28 protein-coding genes and 1 pseudogene are annotated in these 25245 nt (G+C 57.8%); 20 read left to right on the top strand and 9 right to left on the bottom strand.

Translation table 11 applies throughout. The features are described from left to right. Positions 1–7: 7 nt before the first annotated feature. Positions 8–2047 carry an ATP-binding cassette domain-containing protein gene (locus AC1EJZ_RS07410; protein WP_285015983.1) on the bottom strand — a complete coding sequence of 680 codons (2040 nt, stop codon included), beginning with the start codon at positions 2045–2047 and terminating at the stop codon, positions 8–10. A gap of 16 nt (positions 2048–2063) precedes the next feature. Then, positions 2064–2621: an ECF transporter S component gene (locus AC1EJZ_RS07405; RefSeq protein ID WP_157843532.1), complete on the bottom strand. Its 558-nt coding sequence runs from the start codon at positions 2619–2621 to the stop codon at positions 2064–2066. A gap of 94 nt (positions 2622–2715) precedes the next feature. Between AC1EJZ_RS07405 and AC1EJZ_RS07400 the strand changes: the two are divergent. Next, positions 2716–2994 (top strand): annotated as a pseudogene (locus tag AC1EJZ_RS07400) (hypothetical protein); the annotation flags it as partial. 6 nt (positions 2995–3000) lie between these two features. After that, positions 3001–3417: a 4'-phosphopantetheinyl transferase superfamily protein gene (locus tag AC1EJZ_RS07395; RefSeq protein ID WP_257525629.1), complete on the top strand. Its 417-nt coding sequence runs from the start codon at positions 3001–3003 to the stop codon at positions 3415–3417. Between the two features lie 87 nt (positions 3418–3504). On the opposite strand, the gene AC1EJZ_RS07390 is transcribed toward AC1EJZ_RS07395, so the two are convergent. Then, positions 3505–3765 carry an integrase core domain-containing protein gene (locus AC1EJZ_RS07390; protein ID WP_257590358.1) on the bottom strand — a complete coding sequence of 87 codons (261 nt, stop codon included), beginning with the start codon at positions 3763–3765 and terminating at the stop codon, positions 3505–3507. A 320-nt stretch (positions 3766–4085) separates the two neighbouring features. On the opposite strand from AC1EJZ_RS07390, the gene AC1EJZ_RS07385 reads away from it, so the two are divergent. Together AC1EJZ_RS07385 and AC1EJZ_RS07380 are read left to right on the top strand one after the other, a co-directional pair. After that, a complete protein-coding gene (locus AC1EJZ_RS07385; RefSeq protein ID WP_480294496.1) occupies positions 4086–4430 on the top strand; it encodes an IS1/IS1595 family N-terminal zinc-binding domain-containing protein in 345 nt (114 codons plus the stop codon). Positions 4431–4452: 22 nt separating this feature from the next. Beyond that, a complete protein-coding gene (locus AC1EJZ_RS07380; RefSeq protein ID WP_480294440.1) occupies positions 4453–4830 on the top strand; it encodes a transposase in 378 nt (125 codons plus the stop codon). Positions 4831–5715: 885 nt separating this feature from the next. On the opposite strand, the gene AC1EJZ_RS07375 is transcribed toward AC1EJZ_RS07380, so the two are convergent. Next, complete coding sequence (locus AC1EJZ_RS07375; protein ID WP_480294439.1) at positions 5716–6927, bottom strand: tyrosine-type recombinase/integrase; 1212 nt, start codon at positions 6925–6927, stop codon at positions 5716–5718. Positions 6928–7143: 216 nt separating this feature from the next. Here AC1EJZ_RS07375 and AC1EJZ_RS07370 point away from each other — a divergent pair, with 216 nt between their 5' ends. From AC1EJZ_RS07370 to AC1EJZ_RS07355, 4 genes are all read left to right on the top strand, one after another. After that, on the top strand, positions 7144–7374 hold the full coding sequence (locus tag AC1EJZ_RS07370) for a helix-turn-helix transcriptional regulator (protein ID WP_480294438.1): 231 nt from the start codon (positions 7144–7146) through the stop codon (positions 7372–7374). A 326-nt stretch (positions 7375–7700) separates the two neighbouring features. Beyond that, on the top strand, positions 7701–9527 hold the full coding sequence (locus AC1EJZ_RS07365) for a hypothetical protein (protein WP_480294437.1): 1827 nt from the start codon (positions 7701–7703) through the stop codon (positions 9525–9527). Positions 9528–9564: 37 nt separating this feature from the next. Further along, complete coding sequence (locus AC1EJZ_RS07360) at positions 9565–9909, top strand: hypothetical protein (protein ID WP_480294436.1); 345 nt, start codon at positions 9565–9567, stop codon at positions 9907–9909. A gap of 333 nt (positions 9910–10242) precedes the next feature. Continuing rightward, positions 10243–11634 (top strand): flagellar assembly protein FliH, encoded by a 1392-nt coding sequence (locus tag AC1EJZ_RS07355; RefSeq protein ID WP_480294435.1) that lies wholly within the window; start codon positions 10243–10245, stop codon positions 11632–11634. Between the two features lie 83 nt (positions 11635–11717). Here the strand turns inward: AC1EJZ_RS07355 and AC1EJZ_RS07350 are convergent, their stop codons facing one another. Continuing rightward, positions 11718–12638: a hypothetical protein gene (locus AC1EJZ_RS07350; protein ID WP_480294434.1), complete on the bottom strand. Its 921-nt coding sequence runs from the start codon at positions 12636–12638 to the stop codon at positions 11718–11720. A 109-nt stretch (positions 12639–12747) separates the two neighbouring features. Between AC1EJZ_RS07350 and AC1EJZ_RS07345 the strand changes: the two genes are divergently transcribed. After that, positions 12748–13005: a helix-turn-helix domain-containing protein gene (locus AC1EJZ_RS07345; RefSeq protein WP_480294433.1), complete on the top strand. Its 258-nt coding sequence runs from the start codon at positions 12748–12750 to the stop codon at positions 13003–13005. Positions 13006–13074: 69 nt separating this feature from the next. Here AC1EJZ_RS07345 and AC1EJZ_RS07340 read toward each other — a convergent pair whose 3' ends face one another. Together AC1EJZ_RS07340 and AC1EJZ_RS07335 are read right to left on the bottom strand one after the other, a co-directional pair. After that, entirely contained in the window at positions 13075–13203 is a 129-nt protein-coding gene (locus AC1EJZ_RS07340; protein WP_480294431.1) for a hypothetical protein, read from the bottom strand. 138 nt (positions 13204–13341) lie between these two features. Then, the gene (locus tag AC1EJZ_RS07335) at positions 13342–13617 is read right to left on the bottom strand and encodes an antirestriction protein ArdA (RefSeq protein WP_480294429.1); all 276 of its coding nucleotides are present in this window, start codon (positions 13615–13617) and stop codon (positions 13342–13344) included. Positions 13618–13814: 197 nt separating this feature from the next. On the opposite strand from AC1EJZ_RS07335, the gene AC1EJZ_RS07330 reads away from it, so the two are divergent. The 10 genes from AC1EJZ_RS07330 (at position 13815) to AC1EJZ_RS07285 (ending at position 23193) form a co-directional block, all read left to right on the top strand. Beyond that, positions 13815–14885, top strand: a complete 1071-nt coding sequence (locus AC1EJZ_RS07330; RefSeq protein ID WP_480290135.1) for a tyrosine-type recombinase/integrase — start codon at positions 13815–13817, stop codon at positions 14883–14885. Between the two features lie 96 nt (positions 14886–14981). Next, positions 14982–15785, top strand: coding sequence for a ParA family protein (locus tag AC1EJZ_RS07325; protein WP_480290133.1), 804 nt, complete (start codon positions 14982–14984; stop codon positions 15783–15785). 7 nt (positions 15786–15792) lie between these two features. Next, complete coding sequence (locus AC1EJZ_RS07320) at positions 15793–16095, top strand: hypothetical protein (RefSeq protein WP_480290132.1); 303 nt, start codon at positions 15793–15795, stop codon at positions 16093–16095. 71 nt (positions 16096–16166) lie between these two features. Then, the gene (locus AC1EJZ_RS07315; protein ID WP_480294427.1) at positions 16167–17315 is read left to right on the top strand and encodes a hypothetical protein; all 1149 of its coding nucleotides are present in this window, start codon (positions 16167–16169) and stop codon (positions 17313–17315) included. A gap of 145 nt (positions 17316–17460) precedes the next feature. Then, entirely contained in the window at positions 17461–20100 is a 2640-nt protein-coding gene (locus AC1EJZ_RS07310) for a VaFE repeat-containing surface-anchored protein (RefSeq protein WP_480294426.1), read from the top strand. 110 nt (positions 20101–20210) lie between these two features. After that, positions 20211–20552 (top strand): glutaredoxin domain-containing protein, encoded by a 342-nt coding sequence (locus AC1EJZ_RS07305; protein WP_480294425.1) that lies wholly within the window; start codon positions 20211–20213, stop codon positions 20550–20552. Then, positions 20549–21487 carry a C40 family peptidase gene (locus AC1EJZ_RS07300; RefSeq protein ID WP_480294424.1) on the top strand — a complete coding sequence of 313 codons (939 nt, stop codon included), beginning with the start codon at positions 20549–20551 and terminating at the stop codon, positions 21485–21487. The genes AC1EJZ_RS07305 and AC1EJZ_RS07300 overlap by 4 nt, the downstream gene beginning before the upstream one ends. 20 nt (positions 21488–21507) lie before the next feature. Next, positions 21508–21888 (top strand): single-stranded DNA-binding protein, encoded by a 381-nt coding sequence (locus tag AC1EJZ_RS07295; RefSeq protein WP_058237716.1) that lies wholly within the window; start codon positions 21508–21510, stop codon positions 21886–21888. A gap of 33 nt (positions 21889–21921) precedes the next feature. Further along, entirely contained in the window at positions 21922–22056 is a 135-nt protein-coding gene (locus AC1EJZ_RS07290; RefSeq protein WP_480294422.1) for a hypothetical protein, read from the top strand. 3 nt (positions 22057–22059) lie between these two features. Beyond that, a complete protein-coding gene (locus AC1EJZ_RS07285) occupies positions 22060–23193 on the top strand; it encodes an ArdC-like ssDNA-binding domain-containing protein (protein WP_480294421.1) in 1134 nt (377 codons plus the stop codon). A gap of 136 nt (positions 23194–23329) precedes the next feature. Here AC1EJZ_RS07285 and AC1EJZ_RS07280 read toward each other — a convergent pair whose 3' ends face one another. Continuing rightward, the gene (locus tag AC1EJZ_RS07280; protein ID WP_074026235.1) at positions 23330–24124 is read right to left on the bottom strand and encodes a Fic/DOC family protein; all 795 of its coding nucleotides are present in this window, start codon (positions 24122–24124) and stop codon (positions 23330–23332) included. A gap of 4 nt (positions 24125–24128) precedes the next feature. After that, a complete protein-coding gene (locus AC1EJZ_RS07275) occupies positions 24129–24368 on the bottom strand; it encodes an antitoxin VbhA family protein (protein ID WP_058237714.1) in 240 nt (79 codons plus the stop codon). Between the two features lie 498 nt (positions 24369–24866). Here AC1EJZ_RS07275 and AC1EJZ_RS07270 point away from each other — a divergent pair, with 498 nt between their 5' ends. After that, on the top strand, positions 24867–25190 hold the full coding sequence (locus tag AC1EJZ_RS07270) for a hypothetical protein (protein ID WP_480294420.1): 324 nt from the start codon (positions 24867–24869) through the stop codon (positions 25188–25190). The last annotated feature ends 55 nt before the right edge of the window (positions 25191–25245 follow it).

The following is a 25245-nucleotide window of genomic DNA, read 5'->3' as shown; positions in this document are numbered from 1 at the left end:
CTCTTTTCTAAATCCAGATCGATATGACAATGGCCAAAAAGATCAATAAAATCGTTATTGGGTCGCGCAGCCGCCATAAATAAGTGTGGCGATATGTTTTTTTCGAGAATCGACCAAAGCCACGCGATTCCAACGTGTCGTTCAGACGTTTCGAGTACCTAATGGACTCGACGAATAGTGGAAATGCATAGCGCACAGGGAGCAGAATTCGCGTCAGAGCTGCATTGAATGCGCTGCCCGCTTTGACGTTTCGCAGTCGTACTGCGGCTGCTATGAAGGGCTGGGTGTTGTGCAGATACTGCGCAATCGACACGCCGCTCAACATGATGCTGCAGTATGTGTACGGCACTTTGAGCCGCTGCGATACCGCATCCGCCAGTTGGGTGACGGTTGTCGCCGATCCGGCCCACAACGAAGCAGCCAGGATCAGCGATCCCAGTGCGCCGTGTCGAGCAATGCGCGCCACATCAAGAGTTGCTCCCACATACCAGCTGCCACGCAGCGCCATGAGGGAAAAGGCCAGACCTGCGCACGTTGCCGCGACAGCGTGGAACACGAAAGTGCGCCAGTTTCTGTGGAAAGGTACAGCAGCCAGAAGAGCTCCTGCGCTGAGGGCCGCAACAGCCTCCGCATGAGGAAGCACAATCCCCAGAACGATGAGTCCGATGAGCACTCCGATAGCGGTGACCGGGTTCAGGGGAACGGTCGCATCTGCTGGGCGGCGACGGGAACGGACAGGACCGTGTTCATCGGATTTGACTTCAGAATTCACACGCGTGTGCGTACGACTCATATCGACACTGACGTCACGCGGCAGCAGTTCCTCGTCGTGTGAGCTGACAACAACTATTCCACCGTTGCGCGCATAGGCCTTCAGGACTGTTCCCAGCACCTGGCTTTGGTTGAAATTCGCCGTTGGCTCATCCAGGACAACTAGAGGACGGTTTGACAACAAACACAGTACGATCCCCAAGGCTCTTTTACGGTTCCCACTGAGCGAGTATGGAGATTCGCCAAGAAGATCGGTCAGCCCAAAAAGTTGCGGCAAAACAGCAAGATCCTGCGGACTCAAAGGACCCTTACTGTCGCTCCTAACGAAGGCACTATTCAGTTCTTCTTCAACAGTGTTCAGGACAAACTGTCGTTCAGGATTTTGCTGCGCCCAATCGAGCATTCCATCTGGAAGCCGGCGAACACGTCGACCATTGACCGTTATTTGCCCACCGTCAGGTTTGACAGCTCCGGCGATAACGGCCATGAGCGTTGTCTTGCCGCACCCATTTGGCCCAGTCAGCATGTAGATGTGTCCAGGTTGAAGGTCAAGGCTGACAGCATCCAGTCTGACAGGATCGTGACCGCATGTGATGTTGCGCAAACTGATGGCGGGGCCTTTCAGGGCACCGTGTGCGTGTTCGAATGAAACAGGTTCTGGGGCGCGGTGAGGCTGTCGCGGTCGAGGAAGAGCGACGAGGGAGTCTGCCCACTGCGGCTTTAGGGTCCGGTTCTCACACAGGACAACTGCGATTCCATCATCTGCCAATTGTCGCAGGACGTGGTAGACAGTGTCCCGACCTGCTTTGTCGATGTTGCTGCACGGGTTATCAAGAACCAGCACGTCGGGTCTCCGGGCGATCGCCGAGGCTAACGCCAAGCGCTGACGCTCTCCGCCGGAAAGCGTCCACGGATTTCTCGCTTCAAGTCCTTCCAGCTCCATCGCGCGGAGTGCCCATTGGCATCGCTTTTTCACCTCGACCGGTGGTAACAGGAGATATTCAAGCGAACTGGCCGTTTCGTCCAGTACTGACAGTGTCGCTACCTGACTGTCGGCATCTTCTCCAACGTAGACGACTTCGTCGCACTGAACGTGACCGCTTACGTGTAATGACGACGGCAGTAGCCCGCTCATGGCTCTGGCGTACAGAGTTTTTCCACTTCCGTGTTCCCCACTGAGCACGCAGAGCTGGCCGCGCGCGACCTGGAAAGAGATGGGACCAACAATTGTTTGCCCGCCATCAGAGATAACGGCAAGACTTTCCACTGAAAGCATCGGCAGCGGACCGTCACTAGTGCTCGCCGAGTACGCCGGTCAGACGCACCTTGGATCCGATGAGGAAGCACAGCCAGGTTCCTGCCAGCGCAGAAACCAGTGCGATCAGCATGCAGATGATCGGAAGCGTGATGCCGGGCGTTTTGATTCCGATACTTGCGGGCACCATGAAACCCATGAAGGCACCGAGGATACCTCCGGCCACGTAGTACTGAACGGTTCGCCAGGACCGGTACAGAGTCACCAGGAATGGAATCTCGACAATTAAACCTTCAAAAAGCAGAGCTGGAATTGCCGCCAGACCAAAGGGGGTTGTAACCGCTGAGATTACGCCGATAGCGCCGCAGGCGAGCAGAGCTGAGCCGGGACGCCTGACAAGTACGAGGGGCAGAAGGCAAGGAATCACCCACAGTCCCAGAGTCAGGGCAACAAGGTAAGTGTGGGCAAGGGTCGCGAAGATCTGCAGATACGTCAGCGGAACAATAACTATCGACCCAGCGACTCCAACTGCGACAGAGACGAGGAGTGCCTGCGTTATCGATAGATTCTTTTCATTCTTTACTTCCGCGTTCACAGAGCGACCCCTCTCGGTATAACCAAGCACTATTTACATAGTTAGGTTAGGGTAACCTAATTCCTAAAAATTATGCAACAAGGATTTTTTAAAAATGTGCCGACAGATCTATGAGGGCCTCTTTCCAGTACAGGTCTACGCGCGAGTGGCGTGGGGCATGCACGAGGAAGTGCTATTTGCGTCAGAGCGCACGTATCTACGAGGGGCGACGCGTCAACGGCGCGAGGAATTCATCAGCGTGCGAGCGTGCGCACGAGATGCCCTGAGATGTCTGGGCCTGTCCCGACCGCCATTGATCGCGCACGCTATTCGAGGATTGCAGTGGCCGGAAGGGACAACTGGTTCACTCACACACACCGGACAATATCGTGCTGCAGTCGTGGCATCGTCACAGGACGTGACAGGAATCGGAATTGATGCCGAGAGCGCGTTGCCACTACCCGAAGGGCTACGAGACCGAATTCTCACCCCCGGGGAGTGCCAGATTTTTCGCAGAACACCAGCCCTGGAAAATTCAGCGTGGGACAGGATCATTTTCAGTGCGAAAGAAGCCGCCTACAAGGCCTATGCTCCAGCGACCGGTCGCTTCCTGGATTTCCTCGACTGCGAGTTAACTACAGACCTGCAGGGAAAAGACCCACTCCGCATTGATTCCGGTCGCTTCGGTGTAGTGATGAAAGGTCGTGATAGAGCGCTCATTAACGGAGCCTGGATCATCGCCAATGGCTTGATTCACAGTGCTGCCTGGATAATGAGCGGAGTCACTGCTGCCTCATCCATGTCCCCTAATTGCTAAAAAGCCGGTTAGAGCCATCAGGAAAAGACCCTCATTTTAATAAAAGGCTTTGGGGTGCGCGAAACTGACGTGTCCTGGGTTTGCTTCCTAGGCGTTTGCCCTGGTTTCCATTTTCTTTGATGTGCTCGCGATGTTCCAGTAGTCGTTCTCGATCTCGACCGGGTTGCGGTAGTCGAGGCCTTGGTGGAGACGGGTGCGGCTCCACCAGTTCACCCATTCGAAAGTCGCGACCTCAACCTCGAGCACATCACGCCATGCGCGGGTATGGACCAACTCGTTCTCATACGAGCCATTGACGTTCTCGGCCAACGCATGGGCGTTCAACGCTAGCTTCTCGAACCTCGTCACGCTGCACACGGTGGTCTGTGAATCGGCACTTCCCCGCGAGCGTGGCGTGCCGAATTTGCGCCTCCCGATGCACATACCCCTAGATTTAAGGCCTCCCGATGCACATACCCCTAAATCTTCGCCTTTTCGTGCACATACCCCTAGATAAAGAGGGCGTGCTGCCTCGTCCGGTACCTGCACTACGCCGTGACCTGCATGTTTGAAATTCGGGTGGAATGTAGCGCCGTTAGATCTAGGGGTATGTGCATTTTGGCGAGAGTTTTTAGGGGTATGTGCACATCCGCACGCCTTTTTTAGGGGATTGCGCACGGCTGCACGTCATGGGGTTAATGCCCGGATTGTGTGTACGTGGTGTTGGTTTTTGTTCGGTGTGTCAGGGATTTGAGCGCTGTGTACATGCTTTGAAAGCATGTATGGTCCATGCTGCTAGAAATCGGCCGCGTTGTGGTGTATGCGGCCACAAGCTTGTCAAGAACGGCAAAACCAGTGCTGGAAGAACCAGGTGGCGGTGCCGAACGTGCGGAGCGTCGAGGGTTATCAACCGCCCAGATACCACCAGGCGAGCCCAGGCATCACTTTTCGTGTCATGGCTTCTGACAGGAGTGTGCGTCAAACAGCTGGCAATGCCGACAACCTCGTTTGCCAGAAAGGACTCCTGGTGCTAGCAGGTCGATCCTCCGCAACCAGTTGATCACTGGTGAGATTTATGATCAGATCATCATCGACGGGATCTATCTATCCCACCACTGGTGTTTACTGATCGCAACAAACGGGTCACACGTCATTGGCTGGCAATGGTGCGACCGTGAATCCGTAGCCGCATGGCAGGCGCTTCTTTCCAAGTTCCCAGCCCCTACCGTGGTCATCACCGATGGCGGGCCAGGAGCACTCAAAGCGATCCGGCAATGCTGGCCCGCCACCGGGGTTCAGCGCTGCCTGTTCCACGTGCGGCTCAACACGAAAACCGACCTGACAGGGCACCCGAAAACCCCTGCCGGCAAGGCATTACTGCGCCTCGGAGGCAACCTCGCCGCCATCAACACTCTCGACGAAGCCGCCACATGAGCCACCCAACTCAACAATTGATGGAACGCTTACGGGTATCTCACCCGCGAACGAACCTACAACACCAGCTGGCAACCAGGACGACAACACTGGTGGTACACCCACTACCGGCTTCGACGCGCCTACCTGCGCCTAGCGAAGCTACTGGCCAACAAGTCCCTGTTCACTCATCTTGACCCCAGCGTTGCCACCCTTGGGATAGCAAGAACCACAAGCAGTCTCGAAGGCGGGATCAACGCCGGCATCAGAAAACTGCTCGCCGCTCACAAAAGCCTGTCACAAGACCACATGCGAACCGCGGTCCAATAGTTCCTCAACAACAAATCAATCCACCCCCACCAACCGGTACGCTACCTCACCAGCCACTACCAGCCACCATCCCACAAACCCCTCACCACGCGTGCCGACAGCCCCGGCACACCAGCCCGCTACGACACCACCATCGACTACAACACCAACTACCAAGACGGATCACTACACATCAAAAAAGGCTGGGCCGGACACTCAACACCCCGCGACACGCCCACCCCATACACACATTTCGGGCACTCACCCCAAAATTCTTCGGCATAAACCAGATTATTCCCATCCACCCAAACGGAAGAAAACCCGGGACACTTCAGTAGACCTGCTCCCAACAATGGACAGACTTGGAGGATGGATACCCGCGCCGTTCACCCCCGGATATGCGAAAGCCCCCGCTCTCGCGGGGGCATCACCAGAGCCACCTGTGGGAATCGAACCCACGACCTATTCAGTATTCTCCCCACCCTCCCGAACATGAGCATTGAGGCAGGTTTTCCTCTTATATTTCGGTACTTCTGATCCTCATAGGCCCTCCCGGAGACTCACCGAATCCCCACGTTTCCTCGCTCACGTGTCCAGTCATGTGTCCAGTCCACGATGGAGCGCAGCGGTGAGCGCGGTGGTGTCGGCGGTGTCGGTGTAGTTGTTGCGGTTGACGATTGCCGTGTGGCCAAAATAGGCGGCTCGCACCTCGACGGGCACCCCGGCATTCATCGCGCGAGTATTGAGAGTCGCCCTCCACATGTGCGAGGAGACGCCTCGCAGGGTGTCGATCTCGCAGGCGTCGGCGACCTCATCGAAGAGGCGTCTCACGGCCTTCTGCGCGTTCGCGTGATCCCAGCGGCCTTCGGGGTTGGCAGGGGCCGGGAAGACGAGTCCTCGCCCGCCTGAGCGCTCGACGCGCTCCCTGAGCCTGGCCGCTATTCGATCATCGAGCACGGGGACAGTGCGGCCCCGGTGCGTTTTCGAGCGTTCGGGGGTCACGGTGACGGTGATCTGTTGTCCGTCATCGTTGATCTCGTCGTAGGTGAGGGAGAGGGCTTCTCCGATCCTCAGGCCGGTTGCGGCTTGGAGGAGGGTCAGCTCGACGGTGTTGCGCCTGACTGCTGCCCGGTCTGCCTTGGTGTACCTGCCCTGCTTGGGGGCTTTCACGTCCTCCACGTCCACATTGAGCAGATAGTCCACGGTCTTCTCGTACTCGGCCTCGGTGAGGGCAACGCCTTTGGTCTTCGAGGACTTCTTGACGTTGCCGAGCTGGATCGCCATGCCCGCGAGAGGGTTTGCTTCGACGAGTTCATCTCGGATGAGTTGCTGGATCACCCATTTTGAGATGACGTTGCGGGCCTGGCGTGCGGACTCGGCCCCGCGTTCGCGTGCGACCTTTTGGAGGATCGCCTCCAGGCGACGGAAGCGCACGGCGTCGCGGATCGCGAGCCCGGCGAACTCGTCTTCGAGGATGTCGAGTAGGTAGACGTACTTCTCGACGGAGCGTTCTCGCAGGTTAGCGGCCTTGATGGCCGGACGGGAGACTTCGTTCATGTACTCAGTGATGAGAGAGTCGGGTTTCCAGGCACCCACTCGCCCCTCAGCCCTGAGTCTCTCCTCGGCCTTCTCGCGCGCTCTTGTGCGCCATTCTCCTGCCGTGGGGGCGACGACGGTGACCCGGACTCGCTTGCCGCTCCACAGTCGCAGGGAGAACTTACCGATGACTCCGCCGCCGTCCTCCTTGCTCCGCTTGGTGGGGTTTGTGGTGTCGATGGTGTGCTGGCCCGGTTCGAGCTTTGCCGTCATGCCGCCTCCTCACGTGTCCAGTTACGTTCTTGGTTCTATTGACCTTATACGATCACACGGGTACTCTTGAACTATCAGAGCGTTGCCCGGTCGTTGAGCTGGGCGAGGTCGGTCGGGAGAGACGCCCCGGCTACAGCAGCCCTCCCAATGAGGCTGTGGGACAGGCTTTGATCGCACGTCAGAGGCGATCAAGCGCTCCTCGCAAGAGGAGCCTTCATGTCCGCTGCAACTCTCAAGCTCGCACTCTCCGCCGATGAGGCCGCTCAGGCTCTCGGTGTGAATACAAAGACCCTGGCCAACTGGCGTTCGAGGGGTCTTGGTCCCCGTTTCGTCCGAACCGGCGACGCCGGTTCGCGCGTCCTGTACCGCGTTCGTGATATTGAGCAGTGGCTCGATGCCCATGAGGTCGAGACCTCAGCCTCACTCGGTCGTGGGGGTCAGCGATGACTGCGCTCAACCCGTTTCTGCCTTCTTCCCCTCTGAGGGAGGGCCCGCAGGGCCCGACGCGTGAGCCCGCAGGGCTCACGCCCACGTTCGAAAACGACTGTCTCCCGACGGCGCAGGGGAACGAAAAACAGGGGTCTGAGGCCATTTCAGAGCAGGCAAAAAACCCAGTCGTTTTAGTTGTTCCGGGTTCTTCGACCCCGACTTTTACCAGTGATTCCGCCATTAATGCGCGGGACACTGGGCTTGTGTCCCGCGCAGTCGTTCCAGTCGTTTTTGGGAGTGAAACGACCAAAAACGACCAGAACGACTGTTTTCAAACCACACCCGTGACCACCCCTGCGTCCACCGGCGACTCCACACCTGATGCACTGCGGCTCCTCGGTCTCGTCGACACCGACGACGACCCGTATCAGGACGGGGGTCCGTGGGCCTATGCCAATGAGCCCGGTGGTCGCGTCTTTATGGTCACGCAGAACCTTGAGCACCCGTCCACGGGCCAAACGCTCATCACGACGGAGCAGGTGGAGAAGGCCCTAGCAAAGAAGGGCGTGAAGCGTTTCGCTTGGATCCTTCACGACAAAGACGTGTACACGGCTGCCGAGGTCGCAAAGAACCCGGTTCTCGTCCAGGGATCACCTAAGGCTCCGCATGTTCACGTGGTGATTCAGCGCAGTTCTTTCGCGTCGATTGCCCAGGTCGCTCGCGCGTTCGGGATGCCACCGCAGTGCGTGGAGAGCAAGCCGCCGTCGGCGTTCCTCGACCTCGTTGAGTACCTGACCCATGAAAACCCCAAGCAGCGGCAGGCGGGCAAACATTTGTACGACGACTCGGAGGTTCACGCCTCGAAGGGATGGGACTGGCGCTTTGATCTGGAGGAGCACAAGGCGGCGCGGCTGGAGAAGGGTCTGGGAAAGGCGCTTCAGCGTCGCCGCAAGGAGGCTGCTCTCAAGGTCGCCGCTGGTGAATGGAGTCTCGACCACGTGCGCCAGCACGACCTTGAACTCTGGTCAGCGCCGGGAGTGATGAGCCACCTCAAGGGCCTGCGGGCCGACTATCTGGCCAGCCTGGCCCCGCCCTTGGAGGTCGTGAACTTCTACGTGTTCGGGCCTGGCGGGGTAGGCAAAGACCTCCTCGCTCACGCCCTCGCCCGCTCCCTCAACCCGACGGCGGAAAAGCCCTACTTCACCGTGGGCGGATCAAATGTTTCGTTCGAAGACTACGACGGCGAGGAGGTCATCATCTGGTCGGACTTCCGCGCCTCGACCATGCTCGACGCTTGTCGTCGAGACCGCGGTCTGCTCTTCCGCATCCTCGGCCCGTACCGCGACGCCTCGGAGAAGGTCATCGTCAACGTCAAAGGCTCACACACGCAGCTGGTTAATCGGGTCAACATCGTCACCGGCCCCGACGACTACCGGACCTTTCTCGACGGCCTTGCTGGCGAGTACGCATACACAAACAGGATGGGCGTCAAGATCGTCCAGACCTCGGAGAACAAGGACCAGGCATACCGCCGCTTCCCGCTCATCATTCCGGTTCAGGAGGGAGAGTTCTCAATCTACGTGAACCTCGGCTTTCTTAACGGCACCCGCGAGTACGACCAGTACGAACGCCATGAGCGGCTACGCCACAACCTCGAACTCCTGAACCGCCGTTGTCAGGCGATCACTGACGCCGCCGAACGGGAGTCCGTGGTTCGCCAGATTGAGGCTCGCACCGTTGCGCCGATCTTGGAGCAGCGCGCCCGGCTAAGCGGCTCATCAGATGAGCAGGTCAGTGCCGCAGACGTCCTTGTTGAGTTCGCGACCGCAGGTCAAACGATCGTCGATCCTGATCCCATACCCGAGGAGATCGAGGCGCGCGAGAAGGAGGAGCAGAGAGCGCAGGCGTGGGAAATGGCCCAGCAGGCATTCAAGATCATCGAAACGAACAAGAGAGCCGCCGAGTACAAGGCCGCGGAAGAGCAGCGCAAGGTGAATGAGCGCGCCCGCAAGGAGCGTGAGGCGGAGGTGCTCGCGGAGAAGAAGGCAAAGCTCGCAGCCCTTGGAAAACTCGACCAGATCGGCTCGGTCAGGATCGAATACCGCGACGGCGAACCGCGCGCTGTTGTGCCGCCGGATGGATCACCGGCGAGTTCCCCTTGGACGCTCTAAAACCAGCCCTCAAAAACCCAACGAAAGGAACAAAACCATGACCAAGACAGTAGCCGAAATTGAGAAGGAACTCGACCATAAAAACTCCGAAGCCCGTGCCCTCAGACGTGCGCTGAAGGAGGCGCGGAAGCGCGAATTGTTGTCCGCAAAAACGGCCCTCGGAGAGGCCGTCGCCAGCCTCGTTTTTGCGGACACGCCAGAGGCGATGCAGGCGGTCATCCGCACGCTGGATGACCCCGCTACAGCCGACGAAGTGCGTCGTGTTCTCGGTGCGAACAGCACCGAGAACAGCACTCCCGAGGAGCCGGAGGAGGAGCCCCAGTGGGGCTCTGAAGGAGGCGACGACCAAGCCGAAACCAGTGTGCCAGCGGCCACCTGGTGACGGCCCTGGGGACCCGGAGTTGGACCGAGCGAGCGCAGGTTCAACGAAGGGTCCCCGCCCCTGCGGAGCAGCCCCCGACAGTGGAGCGAAGCGGAACTGTATTAGGGGGTTAATACAGCTCTGTATGTGGGGGTGCGAAGCAAGGGCCCCGCGCATACAGAGCTGTGATCGGCGGGCCAACGGTTGGGGCAGGGAGCAGCGCGACCAGGGGCCCCGAACGTTGGCCCGCCGATGCAGCGGCAGATGGTCTGGGGGAGCGAAGCGAGGGGCCCCAGAGCATCGGCCACTGCGCCGACGAAGAAGTGAACGAAGCGAACGAATGAGGAGCAGATGATGAGCGACGCAACTGGACGCACTGGTTTCCGTGTGACGCACACGAAGGCCGTTGGTGAACGGCGTGCAATCGTGCACGAAATGATGAGGGAGCTTGATCCGAAGGCGGTCGAGTACTGGGCCGCGCAGAACACGAACATTGTCGTCGAAGACGAGGTGCTCGACCTCGCCTATGTGAACAACGGCGACGGCAAGTTCAGGCGTGCGAAGTCGATGGATGAGGTGATCGACTACGGGCAGTCGAGGCTCGACAAACTTTCGTCCCCATTGAAGGTGGACAAGCCGGACAAGAAGGGCAAGCCTCGCGGCGGCACGGTGACGAGTTCGATGTTCGTCGCACACCTCCCGAAGTCGATGTGCACAGAAGTGAAAGACTTCTACGGCAAGGGCAGGTCGCGATGGATCGCGCGTGATCGCGACGAGGCCATCAAGTACTTTGCCGATGTCGTGAAGTTCCTCAGGACGAATGTGATCCCCGGTGGCACGGATGCCATCCTCGGTTTCGACATGCAGTTCTCCGAGACGACTCCGCACATCCAGATTCTTGCGGACACCTTCGCCCCTGATCCGAAGCACCCTGACCAACTCCGTCCAGAGTGGTCGCGAGCTTATGCCGTACATCGTGACTTGCGCGATGGGAACGGCAAGATGATCACGGGCAAGGTGAAGCTCGCCCACTATCAAGACGAGATGAAGGCGTTCATGGTCGCGCGCGGCTGGCCCGTGGAGCGCGAGGTCGACCCCCTGCGCCATGACAAGAGCGAGACTAAGGCGGTCTACGGGGCGCTACGCGACGAGCGTCGCGAGCTCGACGGGCAGCGCGAGCAACTCAAGGCCGAGCGTGACGAACTGATTCGTGACGGTGAGGACCTTGAACGCGAAGAGTTCCGGGTCAGCTTCGCCCGCAAGCAGGTCGAGACGGAACGGGAAACAGCACGGGAGGGAGGACGACGCGAGGGCTACGAGCAGGGTCTCTCCGAGGCCAAGCGCGAGCGTGAAGCCGCACGCGAAGAACTCGCCCGCGCCCGCGCATTGATGAACGATGCAGCGCTTCACCTCCGCTCGGTCGAGGAGACTCCCCCGCTCGCCGTGGGACAGGGCCGTCGATTCTTCCGCGACGGCGTGCAACTGCTTGCCAATGACCTGAAGAAGCGAACGAACGACCGCGCGCTGATCGATCTCATCGAGAAGCGAAGCGCTGCGTACACGAACTACGCCGATACGCCGAAGTTCGTCGAGTACATGAACGAGTCGGCAACTCTCGCTGCTCCGGTTCGCGAGCGTCAGATCAACCGTCAACAAGCCGACCAACGGCGTTTGGCGCGACGTGTCGTCGAATTGAATGAGAGCCCGAGCATGACCGCAGAGCATGAGGACGGGATGAGCCTGTGAAGTGCTCAACTTTCGCCGGCTAGAAAAACAAGGCCCCGATCACCAAGCGGTGACCGGGGCCTTGAGTGAATTTGTAGAGCAGACTACTTCGAGAGCCAGTTGCCTGAGGAGTCCTGTTGGTAGCCGCTGATGGATGAGCTGGTGATGGTGACGTTTCCGTCTTTCATCACGGCGTACTTGACGCTCCCAAGGTTATCGACCGAACCACCGTCGGCGCTCTTGATTGGGAAGTTGGTGCCGCTCACCGCGTATCCATCGTCAGTGAACGGTTCGAGGGCACACTCGGTAACATCGATGATCTTTGTGCCGTCGTCGCTGAGGTACCTTCCGGGCGCAGGAGCCGCCTCATCCAGGTCGCTGAGCGGATCGGCCTGCAAGCGGTCCATCAACGTCGCAACAGGATCAGCGTTACTCGCCTCGGATGCAAGGTCATCCTTGATCCGCTGGACCTCGGCCTTGAAGCCATCAACGTCGAATCCGTCGAGCCTCCAGTCCTGGAGAACCTGGTCACGCTCAGGTCCGGCGGGAAGTGTCAGGAGCTCGTCAGCGGCACCGGATAGAAAGATCTCGTCCGGGTTCTCGGCGTACTTGAAGAACAGCTCGTAAAGGCTCTTGGCGCCGTAGCCACCGACGAAAAGGTCGTATGCAGTCATCGACTCGTAATCCACCTTGTCCGTGGCTGAGAGGGCCTCCAGAGCGCCATCGGCGAGCGTGTTGGTCACTTCGACGGCACAGTATTTGGTCGAGTCCAGCTCGTAAGCCTTGAGGTCGGCGGCGGTGATGAGGATGTTGCCAGCCTCCGAGCCCATGGCATCCAGGAGCTCCTGGGGAAACTCGACGTGGATGCTCTTTGCGGGCCCTGCCGACCCGCTGAAGGTGAAGGTCTGGTTGTTGGCCCCTGCGGCACCAGTGCCGCCTCCATCAGAGGACGCGCCACCGGAGCAACCTGCGAGGAGGGCGCCGGAGGCGACTAGGGCGAGGATTGAGAGACGTGTTCGGTTCATAGAGACTCCTTGATTGTGCTCGTGTAAGAGGCAAACCTCTTGATGGCATGATATATCAGGCCTGCCCTATAGGGTGTTCTGAGACAGGCCTTCTCCAGACCATAAATGCATGTACTGGAGTATTGACGGGGCGCAACGATTAGGTGTCGCCCTCAGGGAATTGCGATTAGAGCGGGGATTCTCTCAGGAGAAACTCGCGTTTTCTGCGGGGATCACAAAGAACCAGTTGCAGCTGCTGGAAGCTGGACGCGCGTCCGGACGAAAAGGTGAGACTGGGCCATCAAACCCCCAGATGGCAACGATCTACGGGCTCGCGCGCGTGCTCGATGTGAGCGTCGCCGAGCTGTTGACACGAGCGGGGATTTAACCTCGGCTGGAGCCCTTCGCCTGAACGGACAGACCCCACCATCGCACGACGGCAGGGGTCTTTTGAGTTTCACCACTCAGCGAACACGTACACGTCACCGTTCCCGTCATCGAGGACAGTGAAGTCGTACCTCCGGTCGCGCTCATAAGCGTCCGCGTCGAAGTATCTGACAGGCTCCTCAGGCCAACCGATCTGCATCGCTTCAATCTCATCGGCGAGATAGTCAGAGAAGGACGGCCAACAGCCGCGATAGCTGTCTTCGAATGAAGCGACGTCGGGGATTCCGGTCGCATCTGCGATATATCCTCCGTTATCAGCCCAAGCCAGGAACGCGGGCTATTTCTCCTCGCCAACCTCGTTGAAGACCTCGCCCCAGAGCTGGGCCGTCGAGGGTGGTATTTCCCCGATCCCCGAAGGGAGACCCTCGTGATCGAACACCCGCAGTTCGTCGTGAGCACTTTCCCATTCGTGCAGGTCAGCCGGGGTGATAGCTGCGGCGTTCTCGGCTGGAGTCCACACTCCACGGAGAACACCAGCGGTGAAACATGCGAGACATCCGACCCACACAGACGGACGGACAGCGGTGTGCGGGGTGAACAACGATGGAAACATGACAACCTCCCGAGCAAGGCGGAGGCCGGGCTGCGGCAGTTCACTCGGGAAAGAACGCTCACGAACAGCCTGACCTCCAGCGCCTCGCTCGGGCCGCCGCCAGGTGGCCACGTGTCCAGTCACGTGTCCAGTTTCAACGAAGAAGCCCGGAACGCCAACGAGTTTTCGTTGATATTCCGGGCTTTCCGGAGCCGCCTGTGGGAATCGAACCCACGACCTATTCATTACAAGACTTTTTCCTCAAATCAGCATATATCGCGCTGCTCACGATACTCGAGTTTTCATTTACCAGAATCGCTGGCAACTCCATAATCACCAGTCATTATGACCTTACTGGCCACTCCGGAAATGGCGGGCGTACGTCAAAGACAGCGCTGGTACGCGCTCGATTGGCGCAGGTATTGGCGCAAACTTTAGGCATGATTACGAGACCAATACTTTCTAATCAGCTACTTGAAGCCTGGATGGTCGAAATGGCCGCCCGCTCATTATCCACACGCACCATCGATGAACGCATCCGCGTCGTGGAGCAATTCTCCAAACAGGCAAACCTGGACGCGCTCACGGCCACCTACCAGGACATCACGCTCTGGCTGGTGACCCTGCCCTCAGCCATCACGCGCCACACCTACTACGTCCACCTACGCGCGTTCTACCGCTGGCTAGTCATCACTGATCAGCGCGCGGACAACCCAATGATCCGGGTAGCTCCACCAAAACGCCCTAAATACAAACCACGGCCGATCACCGACGTTCAATTACAAGCCGCACTATCCTCGCCGCTTCGAGGCGGCACGCGTACACGCATCATGCTCGGAGCCTTCGCCGGTCTGCGAGTACACGAGATAGCAAAGATCCGTGGTCAAGACCTCGATCATGCCACTGGCTTATTGGAAGTCGTCGGCAAGAACCATAAGACCTCTGTTGTGCCGGTACATCCGATCATCATGCAGGAAGCGAGAAACTATCCGTTACGCGGCTACTGGTTCCCCTCACCAAAAGACCCTAAGACTCATGTGGAACGACGGGCCGTCGGCTCAAGTATTTCGAATGCCTTCGCCCGCGTGGGAGTAAAGATGACGTCACATCAATTGCGCCACTATTTCGCAACAGCACTGCTCGAAGCCGGTGCCGACGCGCGCGTAGTCCAAACCCTTATGCGTCACGAAAACCTATCGACAACCGCTCTTTACATGAACGTGAGCGTGCGCCTCCAACGCGAAGCTCTCGACCTGCTACCAACAGTATTCAACGAATACCTTTTCTAAACCGACCATTACTGGAATTACTGGCATTACCAGCATTGCCGGTATCGCTGGCAACTCCGTAACCACTGTTACCCCAGATTCATAAAGGAGTGAACCATGCTGACCATCGCTCTTTGCAACCAAAAAGGCGGCGTAGGCAAATCGACGACAACCTACCACCTCTCCCGTGCCGCAGTGCTTGACGGACTGAAGGTCCTTGTCGTCGATCTTGACCCCCAGGGCAACATCACGTCCTCACTGGCACTACACCCCACAGGGGAAGACCAGGCAGGCGTAGCTGACGTCCTCTCCCAACGCTCCCAGCTCTCCATCGCCGACGTCACTGTGCCTGGCCTATGGTCAGGAGTAGACCTCGTACCAACCAGCGGCGACGCCTTACCTGTAGTGCGAGACGAACTGGTGGTAGCAGGGGCAGGACGCGAAAGCAGACTAGCCACCGCGCTCCAAACCGTCGCAAGCAGCTACGACCTATGCCTCATTGACTGCCCTCCATCCCTCGATCAGCTCACCATCAACGGCCTCACCGCAACAGATACCGCCCTGATCGTTACCCACTCGAAACTGTGGTCAGCCAATGGATTGGCACGCCTGCTCACCTCGATTGAAGAAATCCGCCGCTACTACAATCCACACCTCACCATCGGCGGCATCATCATCAACCAACACGAGGCACGCACCACCAGCGGTGGCCACTGGCTCAACGAACTCAGCGATGAAGCCGAAAAACGCAGACTCACCATCTTCGACCCGCCCATACCCAAGAGGGTAGCCATTGCAGACAGCGTAGAAGCCTCACAGCCACTAGAACAGTGGCCCACCCGTGATGCGGCCGCTCTCGCCACCATCTACACCGACTACCTCCACGCCATCTGCCATCATCACGAAACCAAGGAGAAATGACATGCACATGAGTAAACCACAACCGCGCAGATCCGCACTGACCGGACAAACGGTGATTGCACCGCGCGACAATCCACGCACACCCGAACAAGCGCCGGCCAGCAAACAAAAAATCACGATCACGTTAGACGCGCACATCGCTAACGCAGCACGCGGTGCATACCTGAGCGAACTCCCCTACGACGGGCCACGCACATGGAGCCAATGGGTCGAGCGAGCACTCAAGAAAGAAACCACCAGCGTGAATCATCGCCTGAATCATGTGGCACTCCCACAGCCACCGGGAACCCTGCCAGTAGGGCCACGATGAAGCGTTCACACACTCGACCAAATATAACTTTCCCGTTATCCTCTGTAAAAGAAACAACCCGTGGAATCCAAATGAACACTACTAACACTCCAGCCGTTGAAGACCGCGGTGACGCCACCCCGAGTACGTCGGAAATCAAACCCGCATGGTACAAGCGAAAGCCTGTCCTGATAGTCCTCAGTCTCGCCCTAGTTGCTGTCCTCGCAGCCGTGGGCCTCATCTGGCATGCTCACGCGGCCACCGCCCAGGCACGCTCAGCCTTTGAAGAAGCACAAGACGAGAACACGCAGGCACAAACAGACCTCCAACACGCGCAGGCGGACGCTGACGCGCTTAGCGCCATGCTCGCCACTTACGCCAGCGACCTCCAAGCCGACGAATTCAACGCGACCCGCCAGGCCACACAGGCCGCTCCTGACGCACCCCAAGTCGATGACGCCGATGAGCTCACCCGCGCCCAGCTGGAAAATGCAACCAGGGAGCTCACTGCCCACACAAATACCCTCGAGGCTGTCACTGGCACGCTCGAAGACGCCAACACGACCATTGAAAACCAGTTGGGCGAACGGGCAGACGCTGACCAGGCCGCAGCAGACAAGCAGCTGGCCGACGCGATCCAGGCAGCTAAAACCGCTCCGCGTGAAGGCGTGGACTCCACCATCCTGAATGAGCTTGACGACGCGCTTGAAACCGCGCAAACCGACGCCCCACAATCAGGGGACACAGCTCAATCAGACGTGCAGTCCGCATCTCAGCCCGGATCCACACAGTCTGGTAGCACGCTGACAGTATCCGACTCAGTGCAAACTCTCCAAGACAGGTTCGCAACTATCGACACGACCCTCACTCAAGTCACCGTGCTAAAAGAAGCCACGACGAGCGTCAATGAAGCACACAAGAAATGGGCCGACACTCAAGCCAAAGCAAGAGCACAAGCCGACACCAGGCAAGACGCAGGAAACACCAGCCCATACGACGACAACACCGGATACACCAGTAACGAAGGCTCCAACGACTGGAACGGAGGCAACGCAGGCGGCAACGGCGGCTACAGCGACGGCGGATCAAGCAGTGAAGACGTGTGCGGCGGAGGCCAATACTGCTACAACCCCAACTTCCCCGAATACAGCTATGACGATGACGGGTGGGCACACCACCAAGTAGAGCCAGACGAAAACGGGAGCGTTACCGACTCCGGTTGCATCTTGGGATGCGATTAGTCCTCTTTTAGGTGAACATTAATAATTTGCCCGCTCAGCACCTTGCTGGGCGGGCAAATACTGTGCGCGCACTATCTACGAAGTGGCTGAGATCCCAATAAGTGGGACTCAGTGATCACTGACAATCAACAGATGGAGCGAGTTCATGTCTACATCGACCATCGGATACCACTGGCGAGATCGAGCATTGAAAGTGGGAGCAACAATTGCCGCCGTTGTTCTCGCTCTCGTCGGAGTGGTATCCGCACAACTACCTACTCATGCTGCTGGTTCGTGGGTGCGCGGCGTTCCTATCGGAGGAAGCGTAGGCTGGCTGGGGACATGGATTCCCTATAGTGGCCAACCTGTTCCGGGTCTGTGCATTCAAGCAGATGCGGTGAACCCGTCGGCCTCGATCGCGGTCACACCGGGAGAACTGACCAGTCAGCCTAATCTTCGGCGCCCAGCTGACTTGAGCGTGAATGTCGCCCAAATGGCGTACATCATGAAGAAGTGGACTCCAAAATCCCTGGAGTTCTCTAACACGGACGTGGACGCGGCCGCGACAGGATTCCTCGCTCACGTGAATTTTGAGAGCAGCGCGCAGGGAGCGGGAAAGTCCCAGCAAAACGTTGACGCCCTCCTGGGCCTCGCGCCCGAAAGCGTGCAGGCACGCGCCCGCCAAATGGTAGCCGAAGCTAAAGCCAAGAGCATCGTGGGCTGGGAAGCAGGCGAACCGGAAACCAGCGATCTCATGTATGGCACCATTGGTAAGTTCGGTATCAAGAACGGAAATGGAGAATACGTTGCTGGGCATCCGTTCACTGCCACGCTCAATGGTCCGGCTGTGTTCGACGCGACCGGCACCAAGACCTACACGGGCACGACCGCCTCTACACCCATTAATGGCATCAAGTGGCACTCCACCGGTAACGGCAAGGTCAATTACACGATCAAATACGATAATTTAACTGCTCCCGTGTTGGGCTTTGCGGCTCCTGGTGGCGCGAATCAGAGCGTCATCTATGACGTTGCGAAAGTAACCTCAAAGACTGTGACTTCTCCGTCGTGGGATGTGATTTTTGATTTCCGCCCGCAAGGTGTATCGAATGTGGATACCGCTAAGGTTATTGACAGTGGCAGCGAGCTGACTGACACGTTCACCCCAAACGCTGACCCGAACTACGGGGACGGCAAGTGGCTCAACATCGATGGCACTGACGTGCCCGTGAACTATCGTGCAAGCGTTTACTACGTCTCGGCACTAGCTCCGGCTGAACAGAGCGAGACTGTGCCAGAAGGCGCAGAGCTAATCAAGTCCGTCACCGTCAAGGCAGACGGGCCTGAAACGATGACCGCTAACGCGGGCATAGCACCGAAGGACGGCTTCTACACGTGGGTATGGGAAGTAAAGGCCGATGACCAAGACGCTGATTGGTCTAAGTACATTAAGGCCGACTTTGCTGACGGTTACGGCCTGGCAGACGAAACCACGTCGGTAAGGCACCCAGCTCAGATTGATTCGCAGCTGAGTGTGCGCGACACCAAGGCGGGCACCTACTTGGTAGATGACGTGTTTGTAACTGGTATGCCCAAGGATCACCCCAACTTTGAAGGCGCCGCAGGCTTTGAGGCAGACGAGAAAGAAATCTCTCACGAAGTGCTGTTCTTCCCCGCTGGCCTTGAGGTAACCGAGGCGAACCGTGACAAGGCTGAAAAGATCGGTGAAACCGTCACCATTCCAGCCAAGAACGGCTTCTACCCCAGCATTGGTGATACTTCCTGGATCGCTAAGTCTGGTGCGGACGGCAAGCTGGTCGCTGGCACCTATGTATTCATCTCCACCTTCGCTGGAGACGACCGCGTAGCCCCGCTAGCCACTTCTGTAGAGGATGTGACCGAACAGTTCGCCATCGCACCCGAGCCTGGTATTCACACCACGCTCATGTACGAAAACAAGCGCGGCCCGGTCCCTGGATACGGCACGCGCACCCTTACCGACGTGGTTACCTACACCAACCTTGAACTCGGTAAGGAATACGAAGTAGTTGGCACGCTCATGGATAAGGAAACCGGCAAGCCCATGCTTGACGGTGCGGGTAAGGAAATCACTTCAACCACGAAGTTCACACCTGAAACCGCTAACGGCAGTGTCGAAGTCGCCTTCGAGGTAGATGCAGCCCTGTTTGCTGGCAAGACCACCGTCGCCTTCGAGGAACTATTCCACGATGGCAAGTCCATCACCATCCATGCTGACATTACCGATGAGAACCAAACCATCACGTTTGAGCCTGGCCCGAAGCTGAAGACCACTTTCACCGGCGAAAACGGTGAAAAGACGCTCACGCCCGCCAAGGACACCAAACTGATCGACACGGTATGTGACGCGAACGAAAAACTCGTTCCCGGCACCGAATACACCCTGAGGCTCAAGATTCACAACAAGACCACCGGCAAGATGGTCACGGTAGGCGGCAAGGACTATGAGGTAACGGCGAAGTTCTCGCCCCAGAGCCCGCAAGATTGCGGCAAGGTAATAGCCACGCTCGACACTACAGGCATGGCAAACACCGAGCTGGTTGCCTTCGAATACGTCTACGACGCTGCCGGCCAGCTCGTAGGCACCCACGAAGATGCGAACGACACCGACCAGACGATCAAGCTCAAAGCCTCTGATCACTCCGACGGCGGCGCGGGGCGTGACCTGGCAAGAACAGGTGCCACCACCGCTCTGAGCGGCGCAGCAGCGCTCCTACTAGCAGGAGGCGGCGCACTCACCCTCGCCAAGAGACGCAAATCAGCCTAACTCTCACCTCCTAATATGACGGACGTGGCCCGCAGGAAACCCTGCGGGCCACGTTCCTAGTCCCCCTCGACTGCGAGTGGCCTTGTGCGCACACACCATACGTCACCAGTATGGACGCCATCACGATCTACACCACGCCGCACTGCCCAGGATGCGCGCTCACTCGCCGCACCCTCGACAAGGCAGGAATCTCCTACGACCACATTGACTTAAGCCAGCGGCCAGACCTCATAGAGCGCTTCAAAGCCGAAGGCCTCCTATCAGCCCCAATCATTGAAACCAGCCAGGGCCGCTCCGCCGGCTTCAGGCCCGACCGCATCCGCCAAATCATCGCCCTCGCAGATCCCCACACCACACCCCGCAAAGCCCCAAGCGCCAACAAGACTGGCACAACCAACAGCGCCCAGCCCAAGGCACACCGGCCAGACCCACGACACGGACGACGCGCGTGAAAAAGCTTGTCGGCACACTCGCCACCATCCCACTCATGATCGTTCCCCTGATGATGGCCGGAGGAGAAGGGGACGACCAAGCCGCAGCATTAAGCGGCGTGCCAGCTGAGTACCTAGCGGCCGTGATGAAGGCGGGAAGCATCTGTAAGGAAATCACTCCCAGCTTAATTGCCGCACAGATCGAAGCCGAATCAGGATGGGACCCAAAAGCGGTCAGCCCTACAGGCGCGCAGGGCATCGCACAATTCATGCCTGGCACGTGGAAAACCAACGGCATTGATGCGAACAACGACGGTAAAGCAGACCCCTTCAATCCCGATGATGCCATCGCCAGTCAAGGCGCCTTCATGTGCGCGCTGGTCAAAACCGTCACAGGCTACACGCGCAGCGGGCAAGCAGATGGCAACACGATTGACCTGGCACTGGCCGCCTACAACGCGGGGCCTGGAGCCGTGCAGCAGCACAGGGGTGTACCGCCCTTCACTGAAACACAGGATTACGTCGCACGCATCAAGCGCCTCGCAGGCAAGTACACTCAGGCGTCCCCTTCTTCGTCGTCTGTTGTGGCCACAGCCCAGAAGTACTTCGGCGTGCCCTACGTGTGGGGAGGCACCAGCCCCAGCGGCCTGGACTGCTCAGGACTGATCGTGCGCGTCTACGCCGACCTCGGCAAGCCACTGAACGTTCGAACCGCACACGACATCATCACCACAGCGGGCACCACCATTGCGCAAGACGCCATGCAGCCAGGCGACCTCATCGGCTTCGCCTACCACGGAAGCACCCACTACCACCACATCGGGATCTACGCCGGAAAAGATCCTCAAGGACAACGGCTCATGATCCACGCACCAGACGTGGGAGGGCATGTCGAACAGGTGTCTCTGGACACCGCGTACTGGCTGGGCATGACCTGGACAACCATCCGAATCTAAAGAAACCACGAAGGAGAAAAATGAGCTACATAATCCGAGCCGGAAACCTAGCCGGCCCCGTCAAACTCATCATGAACGACGACGGTACCTACAGCGGGCGAGTAACAGTCATTGTCAACGACCGCGCCAAAAACACTGAAACCGGCACGTGGGAAGACGTGGCCACCACTGCGTACTACCTCCGCCTCAACGGCAACGCGGCCGTCAAGCTACACGACTTCCATGACCTTAACGGCAACGCGGCCGTCATCTTCGCCGGCAGCTATCGCCAGCGTACCTACACAGACGAAGAAGGAAGTCAGCGAACGGCAAACGATGTGTGGGTCGATCACATCGGAGCAGACCTCACCAGGCAAGAGCTCCACATCATCACCCAGCCCGCCACACAACACGACAAATAATCCAGTCCACGCCCTTTCATGAGGAGAAAATTGATGAAACCCCAATACACCACCCTCGAGCTCGTCGAAAGCCTCATTGAGCAAGTCGAAGCACAGCAAGACCAAATCAACGCGCTCACCAGCAGAGTGGAAGCTCTCGAAACAGGCAAGCAGCAGGCGGGCATGTAGATCATGGCGCGCCCTAGCAAGACCGACGCGGCACGAGCCCAACGCGAAGCTCAACTCGCCCTGGCCCACGCAGAAATAGCCGAAGCCGCCAGCACGTTCAAAGACACTCAAGCCTGGAAAGACATGCTTGACTACATGGCACGAATGCCACGGTACTCATTCCGCAACCTCATCTGGCTACACACGCAAGCCGTACAGCGTGGGACTATGGAATCATCCTTCGCCTCTTACAGCGCCTGGAAGAAACTTGGCAGGCAGGTCCAAAAAGGCGAAAAGGGTTACAAGGTACTGGCACCCGTCATATACAAACTGCCCTTCCTCAAAAACAGCGACAAGCCACTCAATAAAGCCGAAGTAGACAAATACGACAAGAAAGACATCATCTGGAAGAAAGCGATCACAGGATTTACCGTGCGCACAACGTTCGGCTACCAGCAAACCGACGGTGAACCAATTAAAGGCAAAGACCTCCCGCAAGTAACTGGCGAACGCTCAGAAGAACTCTGGCAACGCGCACAACAAATCGTCAAAGACCTCGGCTACAAATACGAAGAAACAACCAGAGCTGCCCTTCATGGCGCCTACGGAGTCACCTCACGCCCTCTCATCGACGCAATGGGGGACAAAACTATCCAAGTGGCAACAGACGCGCCAAAAGGGCACCAGTTCAAGACGCTCATTCACGAAATCAGCCACGCACGCCTCCACATGGATCAGGTCAATACAGACATGCACAGGGGAATCAAAGAAGTGGAGGCTGAATCGTGCGCCTACCTCGTCAGTAGGTACTTTGGCCTCGACACGGCCGAGTACTCCACCGGCTACATAGCAGCCTGGTCGAAAGCGGATGAAGATACCATTCTCGCCACCGGCGAGCGTGTCGTCGAAAACTCCAACTGGATCATCGAACACCTCGATCCGCAAACGCCCAGTGACCACGCTGTACAAACCCTCGAACACGTCAAGCAACAACAAGAACACCAAGAAGCCAAGCAGGAAGCCATCGACAAGCCAACCAAGCGACCGCTGCCAGGCATCGGACAAACACCACAACTCACCAAACTCAACCACCCCACACACCACCCAATCCCACGAGGCATCTCGTCGCACGAAACAAGCCGTGCGCGCAGCAGGTAACGTGGACAGTCACGAAAACTGACGGGCTTTATGCCCTGCGTCAGCGGGGAACACAAAAGGACGCCGCCCACAGGGGATCTCAAATCTCTCAAGGGCGGCGCTTTATTCTACATATCGCTTAACCTGCATTGCTTGTCTACATGCCTCGACCATGCTTTGGCCGCGACGCCCGACGTGCATGCACACGCCGATTAGAAGCAACTCGTGAACGGCTCGTGCGCCCGAGCGTACCGCCATTCATTTTCAGTAAAGACTGCACCTCTTGACCACGATCCTGTACAGGATCGATATCTGTACGTTTGACGGTGATCGCATCAAACACTGGTATGAGATAATCAGGAACTGGTTGCAAGGAGCCTAAATCGGGGCCGCTGAGCATGCTGGCGTAATTCCAGTCATGCGGTGAGACCAAGGCAAAATCTAAAGAGTAGTTTGACTGCTGCGCGACATGTTCCAAGAATACTTTCGCGGTACGTCCATTGCCTTCACGAAACGGGTGGGCCTGATTCAAATCAGCGAATACGCTGGCAAGACGCTCACAAAAGCTCTCACGATCAATATTCTTCCACGGGGTAGAAGCTACGCCTGAATGCACATGGCGAAGGTACCAGTCGATTTGACCTGAATAGCAATCAGCAAAACTACTCCTTCCCTTCGTCATGTTCACGCAGCGGTACTCGCCGGCCCACTCATACACATCTTGAAACAGATATGCGTGAATAGCGCGCACATGATCAGCATCAAACGTCTTCGAAATAGAGACATTGCCGCGGATAAGATCAACAGCGCGTGAGGACGTGTCCGCATACTCCAATTGCGCCAGTACGCCTGCGTCGCGCTCCCCATACAGATTACGGAGCGTACCGTTGCCGGTTCCGGGATCAATCGTTTCGGGATAGAAATATGATCCCCAGCTGTCAAAACGTGCCATTTGACTAACGCGCTGCTGAAGAAACTCCAGCTATACGGCGCGCAATATCAATACCGCGCTGACGGTATTCATCGCGCGTAATCACGCCGCGCGCATACTCAGTCAAGTTCTTGACATGATCGCGAGTAGGCTCAAATCCTTCATGCCATGCTGCAGCAAGCGATTGGCGCACAGCGTGATGCTCACGCTCACTGAGGTGCTCAAAAAGCTCTGGCCAGCGTAGCTCAACATCAAAGCTTTCCATTTCATCCCTCCTCACAACACCTCTATTATACTCGACTTTTCCGCATGAATTCAAGCAAAACGAGCTATAAAGCACGCAAATTTCACGCGCCAAGGTAACCAGTAGCAGCGCCATGTACGAAGTTGGTGAACTTCCTAGAACGCGGGCCGTGCACACGCGCGTGGCGTTCCTGTTGTCAGGGCTGATTACATCAATCAGCCCGTGCACCGTCGGTGTGGCTTCGCCGCTTTCATAATCGTCATCCCTTCGGGATGCGTTCTTTATGGGTGTTTTATCCTCGCTGGCTTTCGATTATCGCTCGTCGGCGCCCTGGCAAGCCCCACAGGGGCTGGACGCACCGGACTTTCGCGGCATAAACCGCTATCGCTATTTATTCCACGTTCCACTGCGCCCACACAAGGTTGCCAAACCGCCTTGTACTCGCCTCAACATCTCATCTGCCAGCGAGGCAAAAACAAAAGTCACACACAGAAAGGGACAAGTCCGATGCTCACAACCATGACACGCACAACTACCACGAACAGCCAAACATTTCGCGTCTCACTCAAGGCCCTCCGCACGACAAGCAGTGAACACGACCGCATCAGTGCACGCGTGCGCATGAACGATGAGACACAGTGGGATGACCTCATTTCACGCCCGATCGTCGCCCTGGTGGGAAACCGTGCGTGCACTCGAAGCGCCGCACAGATGGCTTGCACATTGACACGCCAGCTAGCAGGTCACGAGGTCACACTCATGTGCGACAGCGGGATCGGAACCTCACAGGCCGTCATGGAAACCGCACTACAGCACGAAACGGCTCTGTTGCAAAAATCGTGAAGCTTGAGCATGCTTGGCGGAGATTGGACGGACGGAACGATGACGGATTTCAAGT

This window comes from Pauljensenia sp. C0170B5, from assembly GCF_056590195.1.
The sequence above is the reverse complement of the archived record's forward strand: the minus strand, read 5'-3'. Positions and strand labels throughout refer to the sequence as shown.